The 23,404-nt window shown below is 37.6% G+C and carries 21 protein-coding genes and 1 pseudogene; 20 read left to right on the top strand and 2 right to left on the bottom strand.

The genetic code is table 11. From position 1 onward, the window contains the following. The first annotated feature begins 80 nt into the window (after window positions 1-80). The 10 genes from coaBC to spoVM all read left to right on the top strand — a co-directional run bounded on the left by coaBC (window position 81) and on the right by spoVM (window position 11,201). Window positions 81-1,289 (top strand): bifunctional phosphopantothenoylcysteine decarboxylase/phosphopantothenate--cysteine ligase CoaBC, encoded by a 1,209-nt coding sequence (coaBC, locus tag JCM12304_RS12765; protein ID WP_060680794.1) that lies wholly within the window; start codon window positions 81-83, stop codon window positions 1,287-1,289. After that, complete coding sequence (priA, locus tag JCM12304_RS12770) at window positions 1,286-3,694, top strand: primosomal protein N' (protein WP_060680796.1); 2,409 nt, start codon at window positions 1,286-1,288, stop codon at window positions 3,692-3,694. The genes coaBC and priA overlap by 4 nt, the downstream gene beginning before the upstream one ends. Window positions 3,695-3,735: 41 nt before the next feature. After that, a complete protein-coding gene (gene fmt, locus JCM12304_RS12775; RefSeq protein ID WP_060680798.1) occupies window positions 3,736-4,677 on the top strand; it encodes a methionyl-tRNA formyltransferase in 942 nt (313 codons plus the stop codon). Then, on the top strand, window positions 4,678-6,027 hold the full coding sequence (gene rsmB, locus JCM12304_RS12780) for a 16S rRNA (cytosine(967)-C(5))-methyltransferase RsmB (RefSeq protein WP_019376521.1): 1,350 nt from the start codon (window positions 4,678-4,680) through the stop codon (window positions 6,025-6,027). It begins immediately after the preceding gene. A 75-nt stretch (window positions 6,028-6,102) separates the two neighbouring features. After that, entirely contained in the window at window positions 6,103-6,864 is a 762-nt protein-coding gene (locus JCM12304_RS12785; protein WP_060680800.1) for a Stp1/IreP family PP2C-type Ser/Thr phosphatase, read from the top strand. Continuing rightward, window positions 6,858-8,888, top strand: a complete 2,031-nt coding sequence (pknB, locus tag JCM12304_RS12790) for a Stk1 family PASTA domain-containing Ser/Thr kinase (protein ID WP_019376519.1) — start codon at window positions 6,858-6,860, stop codon at window positions 8,886-8,888. Before JCM12304_RS12785 ends, pknB begins: the two co-directional genes overlap by 7 nt. Beyond that, complete coding sequence (rsgA, locus tag JCM12304_RS12795; RefSeq protein ID WP_019376518.1) at window positions 8,889-9,770, top strand: ribosome small subunit-dependent GTPase A; 882 nt, start codon at window positions 8,889-8,891, stop codon at window positions 9,768-9,770. 2 nt (window positions 9,771-9,772) lie between these two features. Further along, window positions 9,773-10,429, top strand: a complete 657-nt coding sequence (gene rpe / locus JCM12304_RS12800; protein ID WP_060680802.1) for a ribulose-phosphate 3-epimerase — start codon at window positions 9,773-9,775, stop codon at window positions 10,427-10,429. Window positions 10,430-10,436: 7 nt separating this feature from the next. After that, on the top strand, window positions 10,437-11,090 hold the full coding sequence (locus JCM12304_RS12805) for a thiamine diphosphokinase (RefSeq protein ID WP_060680804.1): 654 nt from the start codon (window positions 10,437-10,439) through the stop codon (window positions 11,088-11,090). Window positions 11,091-11,120: 30 nt separating this feature from the next. Then, window positions 11,121-11,201, top strand: coding sequence for a stage V sporulation protein SpoVM (gene spoVM, locus JCM12304_RS12810; RefSeq protein WP_019376515.1), 81 nt, complete (start codon window positions 11,121-11,123; stop codon window positions 11,199-11,201). Between the two features lie 647 nt (window positions 11,202-11,848). Here the strand turns inward: spoVM and rpmB are convergent. Next, window positions 11,849-12,037: a 50S ribosomal protein L28 gene (gene rpmB, locus JCM12304_RS12815; RefSeq protein ID WP_019376514.1), complete on the bottom strand. Its 189-nt coding sequence runs from the start codon at window positions 12,035-12,037 to the stop codon at window positions 11,849-11,851. 386 nt (window positions 12,038-12,423) lie between these two features. Between rpmB and JCM12304_RS12820 the strand changes: the two genes are divergently transcribed. Together JCM12304_RS12820 and JCM12304_RS12825 are read left to right on the top strand one after the other, a co-directional pair. Further along, window positions 12,424-12,786: an Asp23/Gls24 family envelope stress response protein gene (locus tag JCM12304_RS12820; protein ID WP_019376513.1), complete on the top strand. Its 363-nt coding sequence runs from the start codon at window positions 12,424-12,426 to the stop codon at window positions 12,784-12,786. Between the two features lie 198 nt (window positions 12,787-12,984). Next, window positions 12,985-14,643 carry a DAK2 domain-containing protein gene (locus tag JCM12304_RS12825; protein WP_060680806.1) on the top strand — a complete coding sequence of 553 codons (1,659 nt, stop codon included), beginning with the start codon at window positions 12,985-12,987 and terminating at the stop codon, window positions 14,641-14,643. 29 nt (window positions 14,644-14,672) lie between these two features. On the opposite strand, the gene JCM12304_RS12830 is transcribed toward JCM12304_RS12825, so the two are convergent. After that, entirely contained in the window at window positions 14,673-15,935 is a 1,263-nt protein-coding gene (locus JCM12304_RS12830; protein ID WP_060680807.1) for an NCS2 family permease, read from the bottom strand. A gap of 158 nt (window positions 15,936-16,093) precedes the next feature. On the opposite strand from JCM12304_RS12830, the gene sdaAB reads away from it, so the two are divergent. The 8 genes and pseudogenes from sdaAB (at window position 16,094) to JCM12304_RS12870 (ending at window position 23,369) form a co-directional block, all read left to right on the top strand. Continuing rightward, window positions 16,094-16,756 carry an L-serine ammonia-lyase, iron-sulfur-dependent subunit beta gene (gene sdaAB / locus JCM12304_RS12835; protein ID WP_019376510.1) on the top strand — a complete coding sequence of 221 codons (663 nt, stop codon included), beginning with the start codon at window positions 16,094-16,096 and terminating at the stop codon, window positions 16,754-16,756. A gap of 27 nt (window positions 16,757-16,783) precedes the next feature. Then, on the top strand, window positions 16,784-17,659 hold the full coding sequence (sdaAA, locus tag JCM12304_RS12840; RefSeq protein ID WP_060680809.1) for an L-serine ammonia-lyase, iron-sulfur-dependent, subunit alpha: 876 nt from the start codon (window positions 16,784-16,786) through the stop codon (window positions 17,657-17,659). A 14-nt stretch (window positions 17,660-17,673) separates the two neighbouring features. Further along, a pseudogene (recG, locus tag JCM12304_RS12845) lies at window positions 17,674-19,706 on the top strand (ATP-dependent DNA helicase RecG). A 125-nt stretch (window positions 19,707-19,831) separates the two neighbouring features. Continuing rightward, window positions 19,832-20,422, top strand: a complete 591-nt coding sequence (gene fapR, locus JCM12304_RS12850) for a transcription factor FapR (RefSeq protein WP_060680811.1) — start codon at window positions 19,832-19,834, stop codon at window positions 20,420-20,422. Next, window positions 20,406-21,413, top strand: coding sequence for a phosphate acyltransferase PlsX (plsX, locus tag JCM12304_RS12855; RefSeq protein WP_019376506.1), 1,008 nt, complete (start codon window positions 20,406-20,408; stop codon window positions 21,411-21,413). Before fapR ends, plsX begins: the two co-directional genes overlap by 17 nt. Beyond that, window positions 21,410-22,348: an ACP S-malonyltransferase gene (fabD, locus tag JCM12304_RS12860; RefSeq protein ID WP_060680813.1), complete on the top strand. Its 939-nt coding sequence runs from the start codon at window positions 21,410-21,412 to the stop codon at window positions 22,346-22,348. The genes plsX and fabD overlap by 4 nt, the downstream gene beginning before the upstream one ends. Beyond that, on the top strand, window positions 22,348-23,088 hold the full coding sequence (gene fabG, locus JCM12304_RS12865) for a 3-oxoacyl-[acyl-carrier-protein] reductase (protein WP_019376504.1): 741 nt from the start codon (window positions 22,348-22,350) through the stop codon (window positions 23,086-23,088). Before fabD ends, fabG begins: the two co-directional genes overlap by 1 nt. Before the next feature lie 47 nt (window positions 23,089-23,135). Beyond that, window positions 23,136-23,369: an acyl carrier protein gene (locus tag JCM12304_RS12870; protein ID WP_026041346.1), complete on the top strand. Its 234-nt coding sequence runs from the start codon at window positions 23,136-23,138 to the stop codon at window positions 23,367-23,369. Window positions 23,370-23,404: the final 35 nt, after the last annotated feature.

Genomic DNA, 23,404 nt, shown 5'->3' on the forward strand with positions numbered 1-23,404 from the left:
TAAACGTAAGTATTTATCCTTTATACTATTTTGTATGGTATAAATAGAGTAGATTATTTACAGGTGAGAGGGGTCTAAATATGTTGATTGAAAAGAATATTTTACTTGGAGTCTCAGGAGGTATTGCTGCATATAAAGCTTGTGCTTTAACAAGTCAATTAACCCAGCGAGGTGCAAATGTTAAAGTAATGATGACAGAGCATGCCGCCAAATTCGTCTCGCCACTCACGTTCCAAGCGTTATCGAGAAACCCGGTATATGTAGATACATTTGATGAAAAAGACCCTGAAAAAATTGCGCATATAGATATTGCTGATTGGGCAGACATAGCATTGCTGGCTCCAGCAACCGCTAATATCATTGGAAAAATCGCCACAGGTATTGCTGATGATATGCTTTCAACTACCCTTTTGGCAACACAAGCTGAAATCTATATTGCCCCAGCAATGAACGTGAACATGTATGCACATCCTGCAGTTCAACGAAACATGCAACAGCTGGAGGAATGGGGGCATCATTTTATTGAGCCTGGCGCTGGATATTTAGCTTGTGGTTACGTTGGAAAAGGAAGGTTGGAAGAGCCTGAGAGCATTATTAAAGCAGTAGAAAATCATCAAAACAGGCTTAAGCCTCTTGTCGGAAAAAATATATTAATTTCAGCTGGTCCAACAAGAGAAGTTATTGATCCAGTCCGTTTTTTCAGTAATCGCTCGTCCGGAAAGATGGGTTTTGCTTTGGCTGAAGCTGCAGCCGAGGCTGGGGGAGATGTTACCCTTGTAGCAGGCCCTTGCAGTCTTTCTATAAAAAACCCAGCAATTAAGCGAATAGATATTGTTTCTGCGCAAGATATGTATGAAGCTATGCACCATCACTTTGATACGAGTGATATTGTGATTAAAGCAGCTGCTGTGGCGGATTATCGCCCCAAAGTAACTTATGATAATAAAATGAAAAAACAACCGGGAGAATGGCATGTGGAAATGGAACGGACAAAAGATATTCTTCTTTCTCTTGGAGAAAAAAAGACAACACAGTACCTTGTTGGTTTTGCTGCGGAAACATCTATGCCAATTGAATATGGAATCGATAAACTCGTACGGAAAAATCTTGATTCCATTATTGTAAATAATGTAGCAGAAGAGGGAGCAGGCTTTGAAGGTGATACAAATGTTGTCACATATATTAATAAACACCAACAGATAGAGGAACTGGAAATGAACACAAAGGCAGAAGTAGCAAAACATATCCTGAATTTAATTTATCGTGATATGAAGGATGAAGTAAATTGAATATAGCTAAAGTGATTGTCGATGTACCATCAAAAGCAATAAACCAAACCTTTGATTATCTTATACCAGAAAAATATATGGAGATACTTCAAATAGGCATGCGTGTTACGGTGCCTTTTGGACCAAGAAAAGTGATGGGTTTTGTAGTCGGTAAAACGAATGATTCTGAGCTTGACAAACTAAAAGAAATAAATGGAGTTTTGGATATCACCCCTGTTTTAACAGAAGAGCTATTAAAGCTTGGAAAATGGGTTGCTAAGGACAGTGTCAGTTTTTATATTACTGCTTTACAAGCGATGCTGCCTCAAGTATTAAAAGCCCAGTACAAAAAAGAATTAATCCGAACAACAGGAGAGAGGTTGCCAGAACCATTAGAGTTTCTATTTGCAGGCAGAGATGCAATTCCGTATGAAGAATTTGAATACTCTACAATTAGTTATTATCAATTACAAAAGACGATTCAAGAAGGCGGGGTATCCGTAAATTATCTTGTTAAGTCAAAAATCACAAAGAAACAAGTAAGCATGATAAAACCTGCAAAAGATATTACTCATCTGGAAGAAATTCTTGTTGATATGTCTAAAAATGCAAAAAAACAACGTCAGCTATTAATGCATTTTATTGAAAATCCAGAACCGATCGAGAGACAGGGGCTTTTAAAAAAGATTGGAACTACAGCTTCAACCTTAAAACCTTTGTTGGATAAATCGCTACTGGAAGCATACACCGTAGAAGTGTATAGAAACCCGTATAATGAAAATGATTTTAAGCCCACAACTGCTTTGACATTAACAAAAGAACAACAAAAAGCAATCACCCCTATTAATAAAAGTATTGAAGAAGAATTACACGAAGTATTTTTATTACATGGAGTAACAGGAAGTGGGAAAACAGAAATTTACCTTCAGGCAATCGAAAAGGTAATTAACAAAGGTGAGGAAGCAATCGTCTTAGTTCCAGAAATAGCGCTTACCCCTCAAATGGTGAGTCGTTTTAAAGGAAGATTTGGTACAAATGTTGCTGTTATGCATAGTGCATTATCCAAGGGTGAGAAATACGATGAATGGAGAAAGATTCAGAGAAAAGAAGTTCAAGTAGTAGTTGGCGCCAGGTCCGCAATATTTGCTCCTTTTGAAAACATCGGCATTATTATCATTGATGAGGAACATGAAACAACATATAAACAAGAGGACCAGCCCAAATACCATGCAAGAGATGTAGCGATCCGACGTGCCGAAACACATAAGTGTCCTGTGGTACTGGGCAGCGCTACCCCTACTCTTGAATCGTTTGCAAGGGCTAAAAAAGAAGTGTATAAACTTCTTACACTTAGCAAGCGGACAAATGAACAAGGCATGCCACAAGTTGAAATTGTAGACATGAGAAAAGAACTTCATGCAGGCAATCGGACGATGTTCTCAAGACAATTAAAAGAGAAGATGGAAGATCGGCTTCAAAAGGGAGAACAGATTGTATTGTTATTAAACCGAAGAGGTTATTCTACTTTTGTAATGTGTCGTGATTGTGGCCATGTGAAGGAATGTCCACATTGTGACATTGCGTTAACCTATCACAAAAATACTAACCATTTAAAGTGCCACTATTGCTCTTATGAAGAGCCTATGCCTATTGTCTGTCCTGAATGTGAAAGTGATTTAATCCGTTATTTTGGTACAGGGACACAGCGTGTAGAAGAAGCCTTAACTCAGCTTTTACCTGAAGCAAGCATCATACGGATGGATGTGGATACAACGAGACGAAAGGGAGCCCATGAAAAACTGCTCGGCCAGTTTGCAAGGCAAGAGGCGAACATATTATTAGGAACCCAAATGATAGCAAAGGGGTTGGATTTTGAAAATGTTACCCTCGTTGGGGTTCTAACCGCAGATTCCATGTTACATTTACCTGATTTTCGTTCATCCGAAAAAACCTTTCAACTGCTTACACAAGTAAGTGGTAGAGCTGGAAGGCATTCCTTAGAAGGTGAAGTAATTGTACAGACATATACTCCGGACCATTATAGTATTGAGTTGGCAAGCCAATATGATTTCCAGACATTTTATGAAAATGAAATGAGGATGCGAAAAACCTTTCAGTATCCACCTTATTATTATTTGGCATTAGTAACAGTATCTCACCAAAATAAGGTTAAAACAGCACAAACAACTCAAAATATTGTTCAGTTATTACAGAAAGTTGTTAACGATAATACAGTGATTTTAGGACCAACGCCATCCCCTATTCCTCGTATGAAAGATAGATATCGTTATCAGTGCATGATAAAATATAAAAATGAACCGAAACTACGTTTTTACTTAAATAAAATTCTGGAACAATTCTATGATGAAATGCGAAAAGAGGATCTTTTTATTTCTATTGACATGCAACCATATCATTTAATGTAAAATACTCCGCAAAAACTAGATATGCAGAAAGTAGGTTAAATATGAAACGTATAGTTTTTATGGGTACTCCTGATTTTTCAGTACCTGTTTTAAAGTCAGTTATAAATTCAGAGTATGAGGTAGTTCTGGTTGTATCCCAACCGGACAGACCCAAAGGCAGAAAAAGGGTCATCACTCCCCCACCAGTAAAGACAGAAGCAGAGAAATATGGTATTCCTGTATTTCAGCCGGAAAAGCTAAGGAACGATTATGAAACTATACTGGATTATCAACCAGATTTGATTGTAACAGCAGCATATGGTCAAATATTACCGAAAGCTTTGTTGGATGCACCGAAGTTTGGGTGTATCAATGTTCATGCGTCTTTGCTTCCTGAATTACGAGGGGGTGCACCAATCCATTATGCAATTATGCAGGGAAAAGAAGAAACTGGTATTACTATTATGTACATGGCAGAAAAATTGGATGCTGGTGATATATTAATGCAACGCTCTGTAGTTATAGAAGAGAAAGATCATGTTGGATCTATGCATGATAAATTATCACAAACGGGTGCAAAGTTATTAGTAGAATGCTTACCACGTTTATTCTCAAATGAATTAACACCAATTAAACAGAAAGAAGCTAATGCTACTTTTGCAAGGAATATAACAAGAGAGCAAGAAAAAATTGACTGGACGAAAGGAAGCAGGGAAATATACAACCATATTCGTGGCTTGCATCCATGGCCAGTAGCTTTTACTACCTATGAAGGGAAAATAATGAAGATTTGGTGGGCTCAGATGGATGAGACAATATATCAAGGGCAACCAGGTGAAATTATATCGAAAATAGATGACGAAGCTTTTATTGTAGTTTGTGGGGATAATAAAGGCATAAAAGTTACTGAGGTTCAGCCGGCAGGCAAGAAAAGAATGTCAGTAAAAGAATATTTGCAAGGTTCGGTGGATCGAATTAAACAAGGTAAGGTGTTGGGTCATTAAATGAGTAATTATCAATTAAGAAATGCAGTATTAGAAATACTTCTGAGAATAGAAAAGGATCAAAGTTTTAGCCATCTTCTCATAAATCAAGAGCTTAAATCCAAAAAGCTCAACCCAAAGGATGAGGGATTGCTTACAGAAATTGTATATGGTACACTTCAACGCCAGATCACTCTAGATTATTTTCTTTCAAAATTTGTAGATTCGAAAAAGAAACTCGATTTTTGGGTAAAAGCACTTTTGAGAATGTCCTTATATCAAATGGTTTTTTTGGATAGAATACCAGATCACGCTATTATCCATGAAGCTGTTGAAATTGCAAAGCGACGAGGACATCGAGGAATTTCTTCCTTTGTCAATGGGGTATTACGAAATATACAACGACAAGGAGTACCTGATACAGAGGAGATACAGGATCCAGCCTTAAGGATTTCAGTAGAAACCAGTCATCCTGAGTGGCTTGTCAAGCGTTGGATAGGGACCTATGGCTATGAAACAACAAAGGCGATGTGTGAAACCAATGTTACTCGCAAACTAACAGCCGTACGTATACAACCTCTGAGAATAAATCGTGATGAAGCAATACGCATTCTTACTGACCAGGGATTTGAGGTTCAAGCTTCAACGCTTTCCAAACAAGGAATTGTTATAATAAAAGGGAACATCTTACAAACAGATCTATTCAAGCAAGGTTACGTTACCATACAGGATCAAAGTTCCATGTTGGCTGCAGAAATGCTGAATGTTATTCCAGGCATGACTGTTTTAGATGCTTGCAGTGCACCCGGAGGGAAAGTAACGCATATTGCCGAAAAAATGGAAAATAAAGGAACTATCTATGCACATGACCTGCATAAAAAGAAGACAAAACTAATTGACCAAAAAGCTGAACAATTACAATTAGATATAGTTAATACGTCTCAGGCTGATGCTAGACAGCTGCAAGAACAATATGAACTGGAAACCTTTGATCGAATTTTAGTTGACGCACCTTGCTCTGGTCTAGGAGTTATACGTGGAAAGCCTGAAATAAAGTATCATAAAGCAGAAGAGGATGTTGAAAGGTTAGCGGAAATTCAATTATCTATACTAAATAGTGTAGCTCCGTTGCTAAAGCGAAACGGATTGTTAATTTATAGTACCTGCACAGTGGATGCCGAAGAAAATGAAAATGTAGTTAAAAAATTTTTAAGTGAGCATGTAGATTTTCATGTGGATACGGAGTTCTTTTCTGATTTACCAAACTCGGTACGCGAATCTGAAGGGATTTCGCAATATGGATTTCAATTATTTCCACAGAACTACAATACCGATGGTTTCTTTTTAACCCGTTTAATAAGAACAACATAATAGAACAATTACATTTTAATTAAAAAGTATGTCATAATTGTAGTAAATAAACCTGAAGTTTAAAGAGGTGAAAGGATGGAAGGACAATTTCTAACAGATAAAGGTCAGGTTAGGAATCATAATGAAGACTCCGGTGGTGTTTTTTATAGCTCCTCAAAACAGCTTCTCGCAATTATAGCAGATGGCATGGGCGGACATCAGGCGGGCGACGTGGCAAGCCAGATGGCCACTGGTTTATTAAAAGAAAAGTGGGAACAATGTGATAAACTTACCTCTCCTCAGGAAGCGGAAGATTGGGTATCACGCGCTATCTCAGACATTAACAAATCTATTTATAAGAAAGCAATCGAAAAGGAAGAATGTAGAGGGATGGGCACAACAGTAGTAATCACTATCTGCACAAAGGAATTTATGACTATAGCCCATATCGGCGATAGCCGGTGCTATTTATTACATGATAATATTTTAAGACAAATGACAGAGGACCATTCATTAGTAAATGAGTTAGTACGCTCAGGCCAAATTACAAAGGAAGAGGCGGAATATCATCCACGCAAAAATGTGTTGCTTAAGGCACTTGGTACGGAGGAGGATATAGCCCCATCTGTACGTTCCCTGGAGTGGCAAAATGATAATATACTTATATTGTGTTCCGATGGTTTAATAAACAAGGTAACAGATCTTGAACTTGGTGAATTTCTGAGTTCTTCTAAGGATATTTGTCAAATTGGAGAAGAAATGATAGAACTTGCCAATGAACGTGGTGGCGAAGATAATATTTCACTGGTAATTGTTAAAGATACCAATTCAGTGGAAGTTGGTGAAACATTATGTTAAATGGCCACCTTTTAAACGAACGCTACCAGATTAAAGAGACAATCGGTGGGGGTGGCATGGCAAATGTTTATCTGGCCAGAGACTTTATTCTAGAGCGAGATGTAGCAATTAAAGTATTACGTCTTGAATATGCAAATGATGAAGAGTTTATTGCGCGTTTCGACAGGGAGGCTCAATCAGCGACAAGCCTATCACATCCTAATATTGTCAATATATATGATGTTGGCGAGGAAGACAATATTTTGTATATGGTTATGGAATATGTAGATGGGATGACGTTAAAGGAATACATCCAACGTTACGGTCCCTTGGATGTTCATGAAACCTTGGATATTATGAAACAGATTACTGCGGCAATATCTCACGCCCATGCAAATGACATTGTTCATCGAGATATTAAGCCTCAAAATATATTAATAAATACATATGGTCAAGTGAAGGTTACTGATTTTGGGATTGCCATTGCTTTGAGTGCTACTTCTCTCACCCAAACAAATTCCATATTAGGTTCTGTACATTATCTTTCTCCTGAGCAAGCAAGAGGAGGCATGGCTACCAAGAAATCAGATATATACTCGATTGGGATTGTGTTGTTTGAGCTATTAACAGGTAGACTGCCGTTTTCGGGCCAATCCCCTGTATCTATTGCTTTAAAGCATTTACAGAGCGATACGCCCTCTGTGAAAAGATTCAATCCAGATGTCCCACAAAGTGTTGAAAACATTGTCTTAAAAGCTACTGCTAAAGATCCATTTCATCGATATGAAACAGTTTATGACATGGAAATAGCTTTGGAATCAGCTCTCGACCCAGATAAATTAAATGAAGAAATGTTTGCCCCGCCTCTAGAAGCTGGTGAAGAGACTAAAGCTATCCCGATTATTACGGATGATCAGCTTCAACAGTCTTCCAATCAAGATACGTTAGTAAGAGATGATACGGTACCAACGAAACAAATGATTGGTATTGAAAAAGGAAAAGTTGGTAAGAAAAATACAAAACCAAAGAAACAAAAAAGTAAAGACAAAAAGAAGAAAAAAAACAAGAAGAAAAAGTGGTTAGGCATCAGTATAATTTTGTTTATTCTCCTGGCTTCAGGGATTCTGGCATTGTTCTTTTTACCAGATCTTCTTCAGCCCAAGGACGTAACAGTACCTGATGTGATTAATATGTCAGAGGAAGAAGCGGAAGAAGAGTTGGCCAAAATTAATCTCCAAGTGAAGAAAGAAGAAATGTTTTCCGAGGAGATAGAGGAAGGTCATATAGTCAGGACAGATCCAAAACCGGGCAAAACTGTAAAAGAGGAGACCGAAATAACCCTTTATATAAGTCAAGGTAAGGAAAAGATAAGTTTTCCTGATTATATTGGGAGAGATTTTGACCAAATTAAACGGCTGTTGGAGAGTGAATATGAACAAGTAATTGACTATGAAAAACCTTCTGATAAGCCAGTTGGTGAAATAATCAACCAAATCCAACCAACACCTGGACAAGAAGTGGTGCCAAGTGAAACAAAGGTAATATTTGAGATAAGCAGTGGGCCTGAAAGGGTAGCACTAAAAGATTTATCTGGAGATACAGAAGAGGAAGCAAAGAAGTACCTTGAGAGTATGAAAATGGTTTTTAATCGTGAAGAAAAGCATGATGAAAGTATCCCTGAAGGGCAAGTGATCAATCAAGAACCTGCTGCAGGTTCTGAAATCGAAGAGGGGTCTTCTGTAACTGTATATATATCCACAGGCCCCGAAGAAAAACCTCCTGTTTCAAGATCTGTAACTTTTACAGTCCCGTTCAAACCTGAAAAAAATGAGGAAGGCGAGGAACAGCAAGAACAGACAGTGAAAATTTATGTGGACGATGCAGAGAATGATATTTCTAATGTTTATAAAGAAGAAACAATAACAGAAGACTATGAAGATACAATTACTTTAGTTATAGCACCAGGAGAAGAAGCGGAGTATTTAATTATGAGAGATGACGATATTATTATAAATAAAACAGTTCCGTACAAAGAAGGTGAATAAATGGCAGAGGGAAGAATAATTAAAGCACTAAGTGGCTTTTACTATGTACAGGCTGGAGAGAGTGTTTTTCAATGCAGAGGAAGAGGAGTTTTTCGTAATAAAAAGATAACTCCGCTGGTAGGAGATTTTGTCACTTTCGAACCGAATGAACATAATGAGGGATATATAACAGATATTAAACAAAGAGAAAATGAACTAGTCAGGCCCCCAATAGCTAATATTAATCAAGCAATTATTTTGAGCTCCGCTAAAGAACCTGATTTTAGTACAACATTATTAGACCGATTTCTTGTCTTAATAGAAGCAAAGGGTATAAGGCCAGTTATTTTTATAACTAAAATTGACACAGTTAAGGGAGAAAGTTCAGCAAAAATAGAAGAATTTAAAAAGGATTATAATAATATTGGATATGAAGTTGAAATGGTTTCTTCTAAATACCCAGAGGAGATCCCGGAGTTAGGCCACTATTTCCGTGACAAGGTAACTGTATTTGCAGGGCAGTCCGGGGTAGGGAAGTCATCTTTACTTAACGCTTTAAATCCTTCTCTTACCTTAAAAACAGGTGAAATTTCTTCGAGTTTGGGAAGAGGTAAGCACACGACTCGACATGTAGAGCTAATAGAAGTCCATGGCGGGCTGGTAGCTGACACTCCAGGGTTTAGTTCATTGGATTTTGGTGAAATTGAGTTGGAGAGGTTATCAGCTTGCTTTCCAGAAATGAGAGAATTACAGGACCAGTGTAAATTTCGGGGGTGTTTACATCACAAAGAGCCTAAATGTGCAGTGAAAAATGCAGTGGAAATCGGCAAGGTCCCCCTCTACCGCTATGAACATTATCTCCGGTTCTTTGAAGAGATTAAAACAAGAAAGCCGAGGTATTAACTATGACTAAGATTGCACCATCTATTTTATCAGCAAATTTTGCGAATTTAGGATCAGAAATTCAGGAAGTAGAGCAAGCCGGTGCGGATTATATTCATGTAGATGTAATGGACGGGCATTTTGTGCCAAATATTACAATAGGCCCTTTAGTAACAGAAGCAATTAGACCAGTTACTGAACTGCCATTAGATGTTCATCTAATGATCAACGACCCTGATCGTTATATTCCTGCATTTGCGCAAGCAGGGGCTAATATTATAACTGTCCATCAAGAAGTTTCTAAACATTTACACCGTACGATTCAACTTATCAAAGACAATGGAGTGAAAGCTGGTGTAGTTATTAATCCGGCAACACCTGCTGAATTCTTACTCCCTATTTTATCTGATGTGGATATGGTTCTTGTAATGACTGTTAATCCAGGGTTTGGCGGTCAATCTTTTATCCATGGAATGCTAGAAAAAATCAAACTACTGGCACAGTGGAGAAATGAAAAGAATCTGTCATTCGAGATTGAAGTAGACGGAGGAGTTAATTCAAGCACTGCAAAACTTTGTACAGATGCAGGTGCTGATGTATTAGTAGCAGGGAGTGCAATTTTTAATAAGCAAGACAGAAAACTAGCAATTAAGGAGATAAGGGATGCAATAAAGGGGTAGATAAATTATGCGGACAATAGCAATTATAGGGAACAGTCCCCATACCTATCCAGATCTTCAAATCTATAAAAATGATGTTGATATTTGGATTGGAGCAGACAGAGGTTCAATAGAATTGATCCGACAAAAAGTACCAGTAGATTACGCTATTGGTGACTTTGATTCTACAACTGAAGAAGAGAGGGGAATAATCAAAGATTACTGTAACGAATTTGAGGAATACCCTTCCGAAAAGGATGAAACAGATCTCGAGCTTGCCCTTCTAAAGGCTTTTTCGTTACAGCCTCAATGTATATTGCTATTTGGAGTTACCGGGGGAAGACTAGATCATGAATTAGTAAATATTCAACTATTGTATAAAATTGTATGCAACAATATAAAAGGGAGCATTATTGATAAAAATAATGTACTTGAGCTTACTATGCCTGGAACTCATAAAATATCTGCAGATGCATATTACCCAACGGTTTCTTTTATTCCATATACGAAGGTAGTAAAAGGACTATCGCTGACAGGTTTTTACTATCCACTTACAAAACAAGATATTACATGGGGTTCTACACTCTGTATCTCTAACAAGCTTATTGGAAAAAATGGTACTTTTTCTTATGAAGAAGGCATACTATTACTAGTAAAGAGTCGTGACACGATTCAGAAGTAAGCTTTGTTTGTAAAAGAGGAGGGCGAACTCATGAAATTTTATACTATTAAGCTCCCAAGGTTTATCGGTGGATTTGTGAGGGTAATAATTGGCACCTTCAAAAAAGATTAAAAACAATTGCGTCGTCATGCTTACCCCCGACAAACTATAGAAAAGCTTAAGGTCTGGAGAGGGAGACGCACGAGCTGGAAAAAGCTCTTGCTGGCAAAAATATTTTAAAGTCTCTAATTTTATAACCTTCTTATGTCCTGGAAAAAAGCTTTTGTCATATATGGCAAAAGCTTTTTTCGTTTAGAGTCTTAATTAAGGCTCTAAAAATATATCTTGATGTAACATAGTCATATTATTCTCTAACTATTTCAAGTATAATATGAACTGGATTATCTATCAGTTGTACAGCGTTTACGATAAATATTTACACAATCAAAAAAGGTCTACTGCAAATGGTGGTGTACAACCTATCTGTCGAAGTCGGAGAAAGCGATGAGGCCATGTCGGGCGGCGAAGAAGACACTGCGAGATTACGTCGCACTTGTACCCGGAGGTGTGAAAGCGTCCGCCTGAAACGTAAATCAATGGGTACTTTTTCTTTATAATGAATTACTCCATCCACCACAAGTTACTTCGTAATATATCTATTTTGCGAATTATTGGATAATCCAATATATATTAGAACATCAAAAAAAGCACCCGTGTATCATGTATATGATGGGTGCTTTCTTGACTATAACTAATGTTAAGTTGTATGCTCTGGTATATTATACGCGTTCTACTTTACCTGATTTAAGTGCACGTGCAGAAACATAAACACGTTTCGGCTTACCATCTACCATTATACGTACTTTTTGTACATTAGCTTTCCAACTACGCTTATTGGAATTCATCGCGTGAGAACGTTGATTCCCAGTACGAGTTTTACGTCCAGTAACAACACATTTTCTAGCCATGTTATCCCTCCTACTCTCTAGCATGTGTCAATTAATACTTATACAATTTACCATAACTAGACAGATATTGCAATTACTAAATGCGTTAATATAAAGAAAAATCACTTGACAGAATAAAGTGTATCGTTCATTGTTAAAAGGGGTAAAATGGATAGCATTTACTCACTTTTAATATTATCATGCATGTAGTAAAATATTCTTATATCAAGAAAATGAAACACCAAAATATGAGGAACAAGTTATAATTTGATGGTGACTTATGTTTGATAATCAGCATGTTTTAAACCTTTGCTTAACAGATGTAAGTTAATTCTGGAGCTCAAGTTAAGAATTAACTCAATTGAAGTTAAGAGGTTCTTGACTAATTTTGTTAAAGGAGGATTATTATGTCCATTGAATTAAATACAAATGATGGTCATGTAACGATAACAAACGATGTTATTTCCACCATTGCTGGCGGAGCAGCAGTTGAATGTTATGGCATTGTTGGCATGGCGTCTAAAAGTCAAATTAGAGATGGTATTGCAGAAATCCTTAGAAAAGAAAACTTCTCAAAAGGAGTAGTAGTTCGGCAAGAGAATGACAAGTTGCATATAGATATGTATATTATTGTTAGTTATGGAACGAAAATTTCAGAGGTTGCTCATAATGTTCAATCACAAGTGAAATATATTTTAAGTCAATCCCTAGGATTATCTATTGACTCAGTAAATATTTACATTCAGGGAGTAAGAGTAGCTAAGGATTAAAATTTTTAGTTTAACGAATTTAGATTCGGAAGAGAATTATAAACAGTGCAGTAATTACCCAATAGGAAGAAGCCTGGGGCCGTGGTAATCCCGCAAAGATGTTGCGGGAACAATGGTCCTATATGAGGCTTAGATATTAAAAAAAATACATATTTATCAAATAAGCGTTAGCTTTGTTGCTTTAGAGGAGGAAATATGGTGACTATACAAAAGTTAGATGGCATTACCTTTGCACAGATGGTGCTTTCGGGAGCTCATCATTTGTCAAACAATGCTCAAAAAATTGATGCTTTGAATGTTTTCCCGGTTCCTGATGGGGATACCGGCACAAACATGAATTTATCTATTACATCTGGTGCGTCTGAAGTAAAGAAACAAGACAGTAATAGTATTTCTATTGTAGCTGATGCCTTTGCCAAGGGTTTGTTAATGGGCGCAAGAGGGAATTCTGGAGTGATTTTATCACAAATATTTCGCGGTTTTTCTAAAGGTCTGGAGAAAAAAGAAACCGTAACTGTAGAGGACTTAGCAGTTGCTTTCGAAAGTGGTGTTACAGCAGCATATAAAGCTGTAATGAAACCTGTTGAAGGAACTATTTTGACTGTGGCAAAGGATGCAGCTTCTGCAGCAAGAGAGCATTCAGGTTCATTAAATAATATTGTTGAATTAATGGAAATAGTAGTTGAAGAAGCGAAAGCCTCACTAAAGCGTACACCAGAATTATTACCAGTCTTAAAAGAAGTAGGAGTAGTTGACTCAGGTGGGCAAGGACTTGTTACGATCTATGAAGGATTTTTGGCTTCTTTAAAAGGTGAGAAATTACCAGAGAATAATGCAGATATTGATATGGAAGACATGGTAAACGCAGAGCACCATAAAATTACTCAGGATTTTATGGACACCTCTGAAATTGAATTTGGTTATTGCACGGAATTTATGGTGAAGTTTGAGGAAGAAAAAACTTCGGAAAATCCATTTAGTGAAGAAGCATTCCGAAATGAATTAAGTGAGCATGGAGATTCATTATTAGTTGTTTCCGACGATGAAATAGTTAAAGTTCATATTCATGCAGAATACCCTGGAGCATGTTTGACCCTGGGTCAGCAATATGGCAGCTTGATTAATATGAAAATAGAAAATATGCGAGAGCAACATACGGCAATTGTAGGAAAGAATAAAAAAGAAACACCTAAAGAAAAATCCGAGTATGCAATTGTAACTGTTGCTATGGGTAAGGGCTTAAAAGAGTTGCTTGAAAGTTTAGGAGCGACCGTAGTTATCGAAGGCGGTCAAACAATGAACCCAAGTACTAAGGATATAACGGATGCAATTAAACAGGCAAATGCTAAACAAGTACTGATCTTACCTAATAATAAGAATATAATAATGGCAGCAGATCAGGCAGCTGAATTAGCTGACGAAGAGGTACGAGTTGTTCCAACGAAGACAATTCCTCAAGGTATAAGTGCCATGCTTGCTTTCCATCCGGAAGCCGACATTGACATGAATAAGGAAACAATGAACGAAGCCAGACAGCATGTTAAAACTGGACAAGTTACGTATGCTGTACGTGATACACAAATTGATGGAATTACAATAGAAAATGGTCACTTCATGGGGATTTTAGACGGTAAAATAACCTCAACGAATCAGGATCATTTTGAGACTGTGAAACTTCTTCTGAAGGAAATGATTGGCGAGGAAGATGAAATCCTGACAATTCTGCAAGGTGAAGATGTAAAAGACGAAGAGCTTAATACACTAGTAAAATATGTAGAAGAAGCTTATGAAGATATTGAAATAGAAGTGCACAAAGGTAACCAACCAATTTACTCCTATATTTTGTCAGTAGAATAAAATAGTCGCCTCTTTTGAGGCGACTATTTTTATATACCAATAACTTTCATTGCAAAATCTAATATAAATAAAGCTGAGATTATGACTAAAGACATGGTTAGTTCTTTTTGTTTTCCTATAGCTATTTTTACAATAGGATATGCAATAAAGCCAAATGCCATACCATCAGCTATGCTATACGTGAAAGGGATCATGGCTATGATCAGAAACGCAGGTAATGCTTCAGATAAATCGTTTAAAGGAATTTCTTTAATATTTTGCACCATGATTACCCCAACAATGATTAGAATTGGACTTATAGCAGTAGCTGGAATCACTGTTATATATGGAATAACAAAGATAGTTAGTAAAAATAAAATACTAGCTGTTACCGCTGTTAGACCAGTTTTTCCCTTTGATGCAATAACAGCAGCATTCTCTGCAGCTGAAACTGTAGGAGAAGTGCCAATAAATGCACATGTAAGTGTTGAAAAAGCCGTTAGTTGATAAGCCTTACTGTAGCTCTCATCACGTTTTAGCATATGAAGTTGACCATGTAATAACCCCATATTTTCAAAAACAAGAATCATTACTAAAGGAAATACCGCAAGCCAAAATGATAAACTATCAACAGCTGAAAAAGCTGGTAAATGTATGAGCTCCCCTATATTTAAACTCATTGAGGTACCGTTCTTTGGTGAAATGATCCCTAAAAAATATGCTATCACCGTTCCTAATATCATGGTTAGCAGAAAATTAGCAGGCACATTCTTAATAAATAAAAATATTGCCAGGAAAAGCGTCAAAAGACTCGCAATCACTGTCGGTGAGGAAAAATCACCAATGGCTATTATTGTATTACTTCCGCCTACAACCAGACCACTTTTTTCAAGTCCGATGAGTATAAGGAAAAAGCCAAGGCCCACTGATATCGCATGTTTTAATGAGTCAGGTATAGCTTCTTTTAATATAATACCAATTTTAGTGAATGCCGTAATTAAAAACAGCACGGAAGCTACAAGTACAACAGCCAAGCCTTCTTCAAACGATAATCCTGATCCTTCTACAATGGAGTATGCAAAAAGCGCATTAATCCCCATGCCAGGTATTAAAATTAGAGGCAATCGTCCTATTACCCCCATACATAAGGTGCCAACAAAACTGGCAAGAATAGTGGCCATCATCCCACTCTCTAAAGGTAATCCGGCTTCATTTAAGATGGACCCGTTAACTACAATAATATACATTGTGGTTAGGTAGCCAATTAGCCCAGCTAATACCTCTTTACGAACATCAAAATTCTTAAAAGGCATGAAAACTCCTCATATTTCGTTTTTGTCCCTCTCCCACCCGATTATGTTTCTTGTAATATACAAATAAAACATATAATCCACGAATGATAATTATAAACTTTTTTGATATACTTTACAATGAATGAAAAATTAATAGTTTAAATAGGCGGTGGCTATTTATGAAATATAATTCAGTTTTTGATATTATTGGACCGGTAATGATAGGTCCCTCCAGTTCACATACAGCAGGTGCAGCTAGAATTGGGAAAGCTGCTAGAAACCTTTTGGGAAAACAGCCTTCCTGGGCTAAAATCTATCTATATGAGTCATTTGCCAAAACTTATAAAGGGCATGGAACAGATTTCGCTCTGGCTGGAGGTCTGCTTGGATTTGAAACGGACGATCCACGAATGAGTAAAGCACTAGATATTGCAAAGGAAAACCAATTGGAAATCGAATTTATTGAAGATAGCTCTGCAGTTGATCATCCAAATACTGCACGACTAATCATTGGGGACAAAGAAGAATCTATCGAACTTATAGGTATTTCAATTGGCGGAGGTAAGGTAGAGATTACGGAATTAAATGGTTTTGAGTTACGATTATCAGGAAACCATCCTGCTATATTAATAATGCATAACGACAGGTTCGGAGCAATAGCTTCTGTGACCAAAATTCTTGCCAAGCATGAAATTAACATTGGACATATGGAGGTTAATCGTAAAGATGTGGGTAAGGAAGCACTTATGGTAATTGAGGTTGACCAAAATGTAGAAGATGGGGTACTAGAGGAACTCCAAAGCGCTGATCACATAATTCAGATTTCCAAACTTGTTAGCTAGGCAGGAAAAAGAGAGGGGTTTTAATAAATGTTTCGAACAGTAAAAGAACTTGTGGAAATGGCAGAAAAAGAGAAGATACAAATTTCTGAAGTGATGATCCGTCAGGAAATGGATGTAAAAGAAAAAACACGCAGTGAAGTGTTTTCCGAAATGGAAAGAAACCTTGAGGTAATGGAAAAAGCAATTGAAGATGCGTTGCAGGGAGTCCAATCCGTAACAGGTTTAACGGGTGGAGATGCAGTGTTAATTCAAAAATATATGCAAGAAAAAACTCCCTTATCAGGAAACCTGCTGCTGGATGCAGTTAGCAAAGCAATGGGGACAAATGAAGTGAATGCTGCTATGGGGACCATCTGTGCCACTCCTACTGCAGGAAGTGCCGGCTGTGTACCAGGTACATTATTTGCTGTTAAAAATCAATTGAATCCTACACGTGAGCAAATGATTCGTTATTTGTTTACTTCAGGAGCCTTTGGCTTTGTAGTGGCAAATAATGCATTTATCTCTGGTGCAGCAGGCGGATGCCAAGCCGAAGTTGGCTCAGCTGGAGCTATGGCGTCTGCTGCAATAGTCGAAATGGCAGGAGGGACACCTCAACAATCTGCAGAAGCATTTGCAATGACATTAAAAAACATGCTTGGGTTAGTTTGTGATCCTGTGGCGGGTTTAGTAGAAGTTCCATGTGTAAAACGAAACGCAGCTGGTTCTTCTTTAGCTATTGTATCCGCAGATATGGCATTAGCAGGTGTAACAAGCCGGATTCCATGTGACGAGGTCATTGGTGCTATGTATCGAATTGGCAAACAGATGCCGTCAAGTCTAAGGGAGACTGGTGAGGGTGGATTGGCTGATACACCAACAGGACGGTTGCTAAAAGAAAAAATATTTGGAATGTCAATGTAGGAAGAGTGATTCGCTTGTTAAACAAAGAAGTAACGAATATAAAAGGTGTAGGTGAGAAATTCGCCGAAGACCTGGAGATCATGGGCATTTCTACTGTCGAGAATTTATTTAATTATTTTCCATATAAATATGATTTTTTTGAAGTTAAGCCACTTAGTGAATTGATTCATGAGGATAAAGTGACGATTGAGGGAAGGGTTGTGCACGAGCCTTCCCTTACTTTTTATGGAAAAAAGAAATCAAGATTAACTTTCACGATAGAAGTTGAAAATATTGCTATAAAAGCAGTAATGTTTAATCGAGCTTTTGCTAAGAAGCATATCCATGCAGGAGAAATTGTCACATTGACAGGGAAATGGGATGCTCATAGACTGCAGATTACAGTGAGTAATTATAAGACGGGACCAGCCGATGTCCACGCCAAAATTCAACCGGTGTATTCTGTGAAAGGAAAAGTTACCAATGCTAAATTAAGAAAAACCATTCAATCTGCAATAAATGGGTATGGTAAGGAAATACCTGAGTTATTGCCAGAACAATTTCTAAACCAGTATAAGTTGCCAACTCGTAGAAACGCTTATGAAGTAATGCATTTTCCTCCCAATCGAAAAGCTTTAAAGCATGCCAGGCGACGTTTTGTTTATGAGGAATTTCTAATATTTCAATTAAAAATGCAGTTGCTGCGAAAATATAAAAGAGAAGCTACCCAGGGAAATCAACAACAGTATGACCCTCAAAAAATACAAGAATTCATACAACTGTTTCCTTTTTCATTAACTGAGGCACAAAATAAAGCATTGAAACAGATTTTAGCTGATATGAAGTCTCCATTTCGAATGAATCGCCTTCTCCAGGGGGATGTCGGGTCCGGTAAAACAGCTGTGGCTGCCATTTGCCTTTACGCATCTGTGACAGCAGGTAAGCAAGGGGCCCTTATGGTACCAACAGAAATTTTAGCTGAACAACACTTTCAATCATTGCAAGAACTATTTGGTGACAAAGCGAAAATTGGATTGCTAACAGGGTCTGTTAAAGGAAAGAAGAGAAAGGAACTAGTTGCAGCTATTGAGCGTGATGAAATACATATTGTCGTGGGAACTCATGCTCTGATTCAGGATGATGTTCGATTCCATGACTTGGGCTTTGCAATAGTAGATGAACAGCACCGTTTTGGAGTGGAGCAAAGAAGAGCATTAAGAGATAAAGGACTGCTGCCGGATGTTTTGTTTATGACGGCCACACCTATTCCTCGAACACTAGCAATAACTGCATTTGGGGACATGGACGTATCTGTTATTGATGAGATGCCTGTTGGTAGAAAGGCAGTAGAAACGTACTGGACAAAGGAAAATACGATAGAACGTGTACTGGAATTTATGCAAAAACATGTAATGCAGGGGGAACAAGCCTATGTTATTTGCCCGCTTATTGAAGAGTCGGATAAGCTGGATATCCAGAATGCAGTAGACCTTTATCATCAGCTTAATGAATATTACCTTCCATCCATTGAGGTAGGGTTAATGCATGGAAGGCTAAGTAACGAAGAAAAAGATACTGTCATGAAGAAGTTTGCAGCGAATGAAATTCAGATCCTTGTATCAACTACTGTAGTCGAAGTCGGTGTAAATGTTCCAAATGCAACTATTATGGTTATTTATGATGCTGAACGCTTTGGTCTCTCACAACTGCACCAGCTACGAGGCGAGTCGGTAGAGGAAAAAGCCAAAGTTATTGTATTTTAATATCCGATCCAAAGGGCGAAGTAGGAAAAGAGAGGATGCGGATCATGACAGAAACAACAAATGGCTTTGAGTTATCCGAACAAGACTTGAAATTGAGAGGACCGGGGGACTTTTTTGGAAAAAAACAAAGCGGAATACCTGAATTTAAAGTTGCTGACATGGTACATGATTACCGTGCCCTGGAAACCGCAAGGAAGGATGCAGCGGAAATTATTGATTTGAACTTGTTAGAAACAAAAGAGGACTACTATCAACTTAAATGTTATCTTGAAGAAAATTCCTTTATTGAAGATAAATTAGATTAAATGGGATACTTGCATAAATAAATATGGTATTATATATTACTATTAGGACCAAGTCATAAATTTTTGTTTTTCTATTTTTTTATTATAGATAATCGACAATATTAGTAATATGGACGGTGCCATTAATGAAACGAACAAAAGCCGAACGCCAAAATTTATTAAAAAAAACAATAGACGAAACACCTTTTATTACTGACGAAGATCTAGCTAAAAAGTTCTCGGTTAGCATCCAGACAATTCGTTTGGACAGACTGGAGCTTTCTATTCCGGAACTGCGACAACGAATCAAATCAGTAGCAACTGATCAATGGAATGAAACAGTAAAGGCTCTACCATTAGAAGAGGTTATTGGTGAAATCATTGATTTGGAGTTGGATAAACGAGCTATTTCCATATTGGACATCCGTGAAGAGCATGTGTTTTCCCGAAACAAAATAGCGAGGGGACATCATCTGTTTGCACAAGCTAATTCATTGGCCGTTGCTGTTATTAACGATGAACTGGCTCTAACTTCTAAAACCCAACTGAAATTTACAAGACAGGTTCGGGAAGGCGAAAGGGTAATTGCAAAGGCAATAGTTGAGGGAAATAACAGTAAAGGATTAACCGTTGTTCATGTAAACAGTTTTGTAGGTGAGGAAAAGGTCTTCATGGGTACTTTCCAAATGTACCATTCAAGCGGAAAAGGAGTAGAAATTAATGAGACTGGCAATTGATGCAATGGGAGGGGATCATGCACCCAAAGAAATAGTTCTTGGTGCTATGGATGCTTTAGCCCAAATTGAAAATCTACAAATCACTTTATTTGGTGATGAAAAGAAAATCAAACAATATGTGAGTAATCATACGAATTTAGAGATAGTTCATACAACGGAAAGAATTACGGGTGAAGATGAGCCCGTCCGAGCGGTAAAGCGGAAAAAAAATGCTTCTCTTGTTCTAATGGCACAAGCAGTTAAGGATAACAAAGCCGATGCCTGTATTTCTGCAGGTAATACAGGTGCTCTAATGAGTGCTGGATTATTCGTTGTTGGAAGAATTCCTGGTATTGATCGTCCTGCATTGAGTCCAACACTACCTACTATTGACGGAAAAGGATTTTTAATGTTAGATGTGGGTGCAAATGTAGATGCGAAGCCACATCATCTAATGCAATATGCAATTATGGGTTCCATTTATACCCAGAAGGTTCGCTCTATTTCTAATCCTACTGTAGGCTTATTAAACGTAGGGACAGAAGACGGAAAAGGTAATGATCTTGCTAAAAAAGCATTTGTTTTACTTCAGGAAGCGCCTATTAATTTTATTGGAAATGTAGAGGCACGCGATATTTTAAATGGTGCAGCAGATGTAGTAATAACTGATGGGTTTAGTGGGAATATTGCTTTGAAAACAATTGAGGGTACGGCAGAGACAATGTTTTCTATGTTAAAAGGAACCTTTATGACTTCTTTAAAAACAAAACTCGCTGCAGGAATGGTAAAGAATGACTTAAAGGGGCTAAAAAGTAAGCTCGATTATTCCGAATATGGTGGTGCTGGTCTATTTGGATTAAGCTCTCCTGTGATCAAAGCTCATGGGTCTTCCAATCGCAGAGCAGTATATAATGCTATAAAACAAGCTTGTCATATGGTGGAACATCATGTGACTGATACCATTAAGGAAACTGTAGAATCAATGGAAAACAGCAAGGAGGAAGAAAATTGAAAAAGGTAGCTTTCATGTTTCCCGGTCAAGGGTCACAAGCTGTAGGAATGGGCCAATCATTTTATAATGAATACCAGAAAATTAGAGAATTGTATGATGAAGCTAATAGTTTACTGAAAAAAGATATTACAAAAATAATGTTTGAAGGGCCGAAAGAGATACTTACCGAAACAGAAAATACTCAACCAGCGTTATTACTATCCAGTATCGCTGTGCATACATTATTGATCGAAGAAGAAATTCAGCCTGTTATGACAGTAGGACACAGTCTGGGAGAATATAGCGCATTAGTAGCCGCTGGTGCAATTTCATTAGAAGAAGCACTTCCGCTTGTAGCAACTCGAGGAAAATTAATGGAAGAGGCTTTTCCTAAAGGTCAGGGAACCATGGCTGCTGTACTTGGGATGAATGAAGAGAAAATTCAAGATTGCTTAAATGAAGTAGAGGATGAAATAGTTGATATAGCAAATTTAAATTGCCCTGGTCAAATAGTTATTTCAGGCTCAAAAGAAGGCATTGAAGAGGCGACAGAAGTATTAAAAGCAAATGGAGCAAAACGAGTAATGCCACTAAATGTTAGTGGACCTTTCCATTCCAGATTAATGAAATCTGCAAACGAGAAGTTTTCTAATCATTTAAATGAAGTACACTTCTCGGACACGAGCATACCTGTATATGCAAATGTTTCTGCTTCGCCAGTTACAGAACATCAGAGAATGAAGGAATTGCTTATTAAGCAACTATATTCACCCGTTCGCTTTGAAGAATCAATACGCAAAATGATAGAAGCAGGTGTTGATGCCTTTGTTGAGGTCGGAAATGGCAAAGTCTTAAGTGGCTTAGTTAGAAAGATAGATAAACAAGCAAAAACGTTCGCAGTACAGGATAAAGAATCATTGCAGGAATTTGTTACTTGGTATAAGGGGGAAGCATAATGTTGAAAGGTAAAAGTGCTCTTGTAACAGGCTCATCTCGAGGTATTGGCAGAGCAATTGCTTTAGAGCTGGCGAAACAAGGTGCTAACGTTGCCGTGAACTTTTCTGGTAATGAGGAAAAAGCTCAGTCCGTTGTTGAAGAAATTGAAGAATTAGGTGTGAAATCATTTAAAGTAAAAGCAGATGTGTCTAATGAAGCAGAAGTTAAACAAATGATAAAGCAAGTTGTCGATCAGTTTAACAGCTTGGATATTTTAGTGAATAATGCAGGGATAACAAGGGATAATCTACTTATGCGGATGAAGGAAGAGGAATTTGATCAGGTTATTAATACAAATCTAAAAGGTGTGTTTGTCTGCACCAAAGCTGTAACAAGACAAATGATGAAGCAAAAGGCTGGTAGAATTATTAATGTTTCTTCTATTGTTGGCGTAAGTGGAAACCCGGGACAAGCTAATTATGTTGCAGCTAAAGCGGGTGTGATTGGCTTGACAAAAACTACTGCAAAGGAATTGGCTTCACGTAACATACTTGTCAATGCTATTGCACCTGGTTTTATTTCGACCGATATGACAAATGCACTTACGGAAGAACAACGTAAAGACATGCTTGATATGATTCCACTTGCAAAATTGGGAGAACCTGAGGATGTTGCAAAGGTAGTGCGCTTCCTTGCATCGGAGGACGCTAACTATATTACTGGACAAACTATTCATATAGATGGTGGTATGGTAATGTAGTTTAAAAATGAAAAGGACCACCTTTACTTGAAAGGAGGTGAAGCATGATGGCAGACGTATTTGATCGTGTTAAAACAATTATCATAGATCGTCTTGACGTAGAAGAAGAAAAAGTAACTATGGAGGCATCTTTTAAAGATGATCTTGATGCAGATTCATTAGACGTTGTTGAACTTGTTATGGAGCTTGAAGATGAGTTTGACATGGAAATCGCTGATGAAGAAGCTGAAAAAATTAATACAGTAGGTGATGCTGTAAACTACATAAATAGTTTACAATAGGTGTTGATTCTTCAGTTTCACAAAAGGCCTATATA

The organism is Virgibacillus halodenitrificans JCM 12304 (assembly GCF_001310895.1).
GTDB classification, from domain to species: Bacteria; Bacillota; Bacilli; order Bacillales; family Amphibacillaceae; genus Virgibacillus_Q; species Virgibacillus_Q halodenitrificans.

What these genes read in the sequence shown, in the direction of transcription:
- coaBC (WP_060680794.1), top strand. Translation starts at nt 81, where the DNA reads ATGTTGATTGAAAAGAATATTTTACTTGGAGTCTCAGGAGGTATTGCT.
- fmt (WP_060680798.1), top strand. Translation starts at nt 3,736, where the DNA reads ATGAAACGTATAGTTTTTATGGGTACTCCTGATTTTTCAGTACCTGTT.
- rsmB (WP_019376521.1), top strand. Translation starts at nt 4,678, where the DNA reads ATGAGTAATTATCAATTAAGAAATGCAGTATTAGAAATACTTCTGAGA.
- JCM12304_RS12785 (WP_060680800.1), top strand. Translation starts at nt 6,103, where the DNA reads ATGGAAGGACAATTTCTAACAGATAAAGGTCAGGTTAGGAATCATAAT.
- pknB (WP_019376519.1), top strand. Translation starts at nt 6,858, where the DNA reads ATGTTAAATGGCCACCTTTTAAACGAACGCTACCAGATTAAAGAGACA.
- rsgA (WP_019376518.1), top strand. Translation starts at nt 8,889, where the DNA reads ATGGCAGAGGGAAGAATAATTAAAGCACTAAGTGGCTTTTACTATGTA.
- rpe (WP_060680802.1), top strand. Translation starts at nt 9,773, where the DNA reads ATGACTAAGATTGCACCATCTATTTTATCAGCAAATTTTGCGAATTTA.
- JCM12304_RS12805 (WP_060680804.1), top strand. Translation starts at nt 10,437, where the DNA reads ATGCGGACAATAGCAATTATAGGGAACAGTCCCCATACCTATCCAGAT.
- spoVM (WP_019376515.1), top strand. Translation starts at nt 11,121, where the DNA reads ATGAAATTTTATACTATTAAGCTCCCAAGGTTTATCGGTGGATTTGTG.
- rpmB (WP_019376514.1), bottom strand. Translation starts at nt 12,037, where the DNA reads ATGGCTAGAAAATGTGTTGTTACTGGACGTAAAACTCGTACTGGGAAT.
- JCM12304_RS12820 (WP_019376513.1), top strand. Translation starts at nt 12,424, where the DNA reads ATGTCCATTGAATTAAATACAAATGATGGTCATGTAACGATAACAAAC.
- JCM12304_RS12830 (WP_060680807.1), bottom strand. Translation starts at nt 15,935, where the DNA reads ATGCCTTTTAAGAATTTTGATGTTCGTAAAGAGGTATTAGCTGGGCTA.
- sdaAB (WP_019376510.1), top strand. Translation starts at nt 16,094, where the DNA reads ATGAAATATAATTCAGTTTTTGATATTATTGGACCGGTAATGATAGGT.
- sdaAA (WP_060680809.1), top strand. Translation starts at nt 16,784, where the DNA reads ATGTTTCGAACAGTAAAAGAACTTGTGGAAATGGCAGAAAAAGAGAAG.
- fapR (WP_060680811.1), top strand. Translation starts at nt 19,832, where the DNA reads ATGAAACGAACAAAAGCCGAACGCCAAAATTTATTAAAAAAAACAATA.
- plsX (WP_019376506.1), top strand. Translation starts at nt 20,406, where the DNA reads ATGAGACTGGCAATTGATGCAATGGGAGGGGATCATGCACCCAAAGAA.
- fabG (WP_019376504.1), top strand. Translation starts at nt 22,348, where the DNA reads ATGTTGAAAGGTAAAAGTGCTCTTGTAACAGGCTCATCTCGAGGTATT.
- JCM12304_RS12870 (WP_026041346.1), top strand. Translation starts at nt 23,136, where the DNA reads ATGGCAGACGTATTTGATCGTGTTAAAACAATTATCATAGATCGTCTT.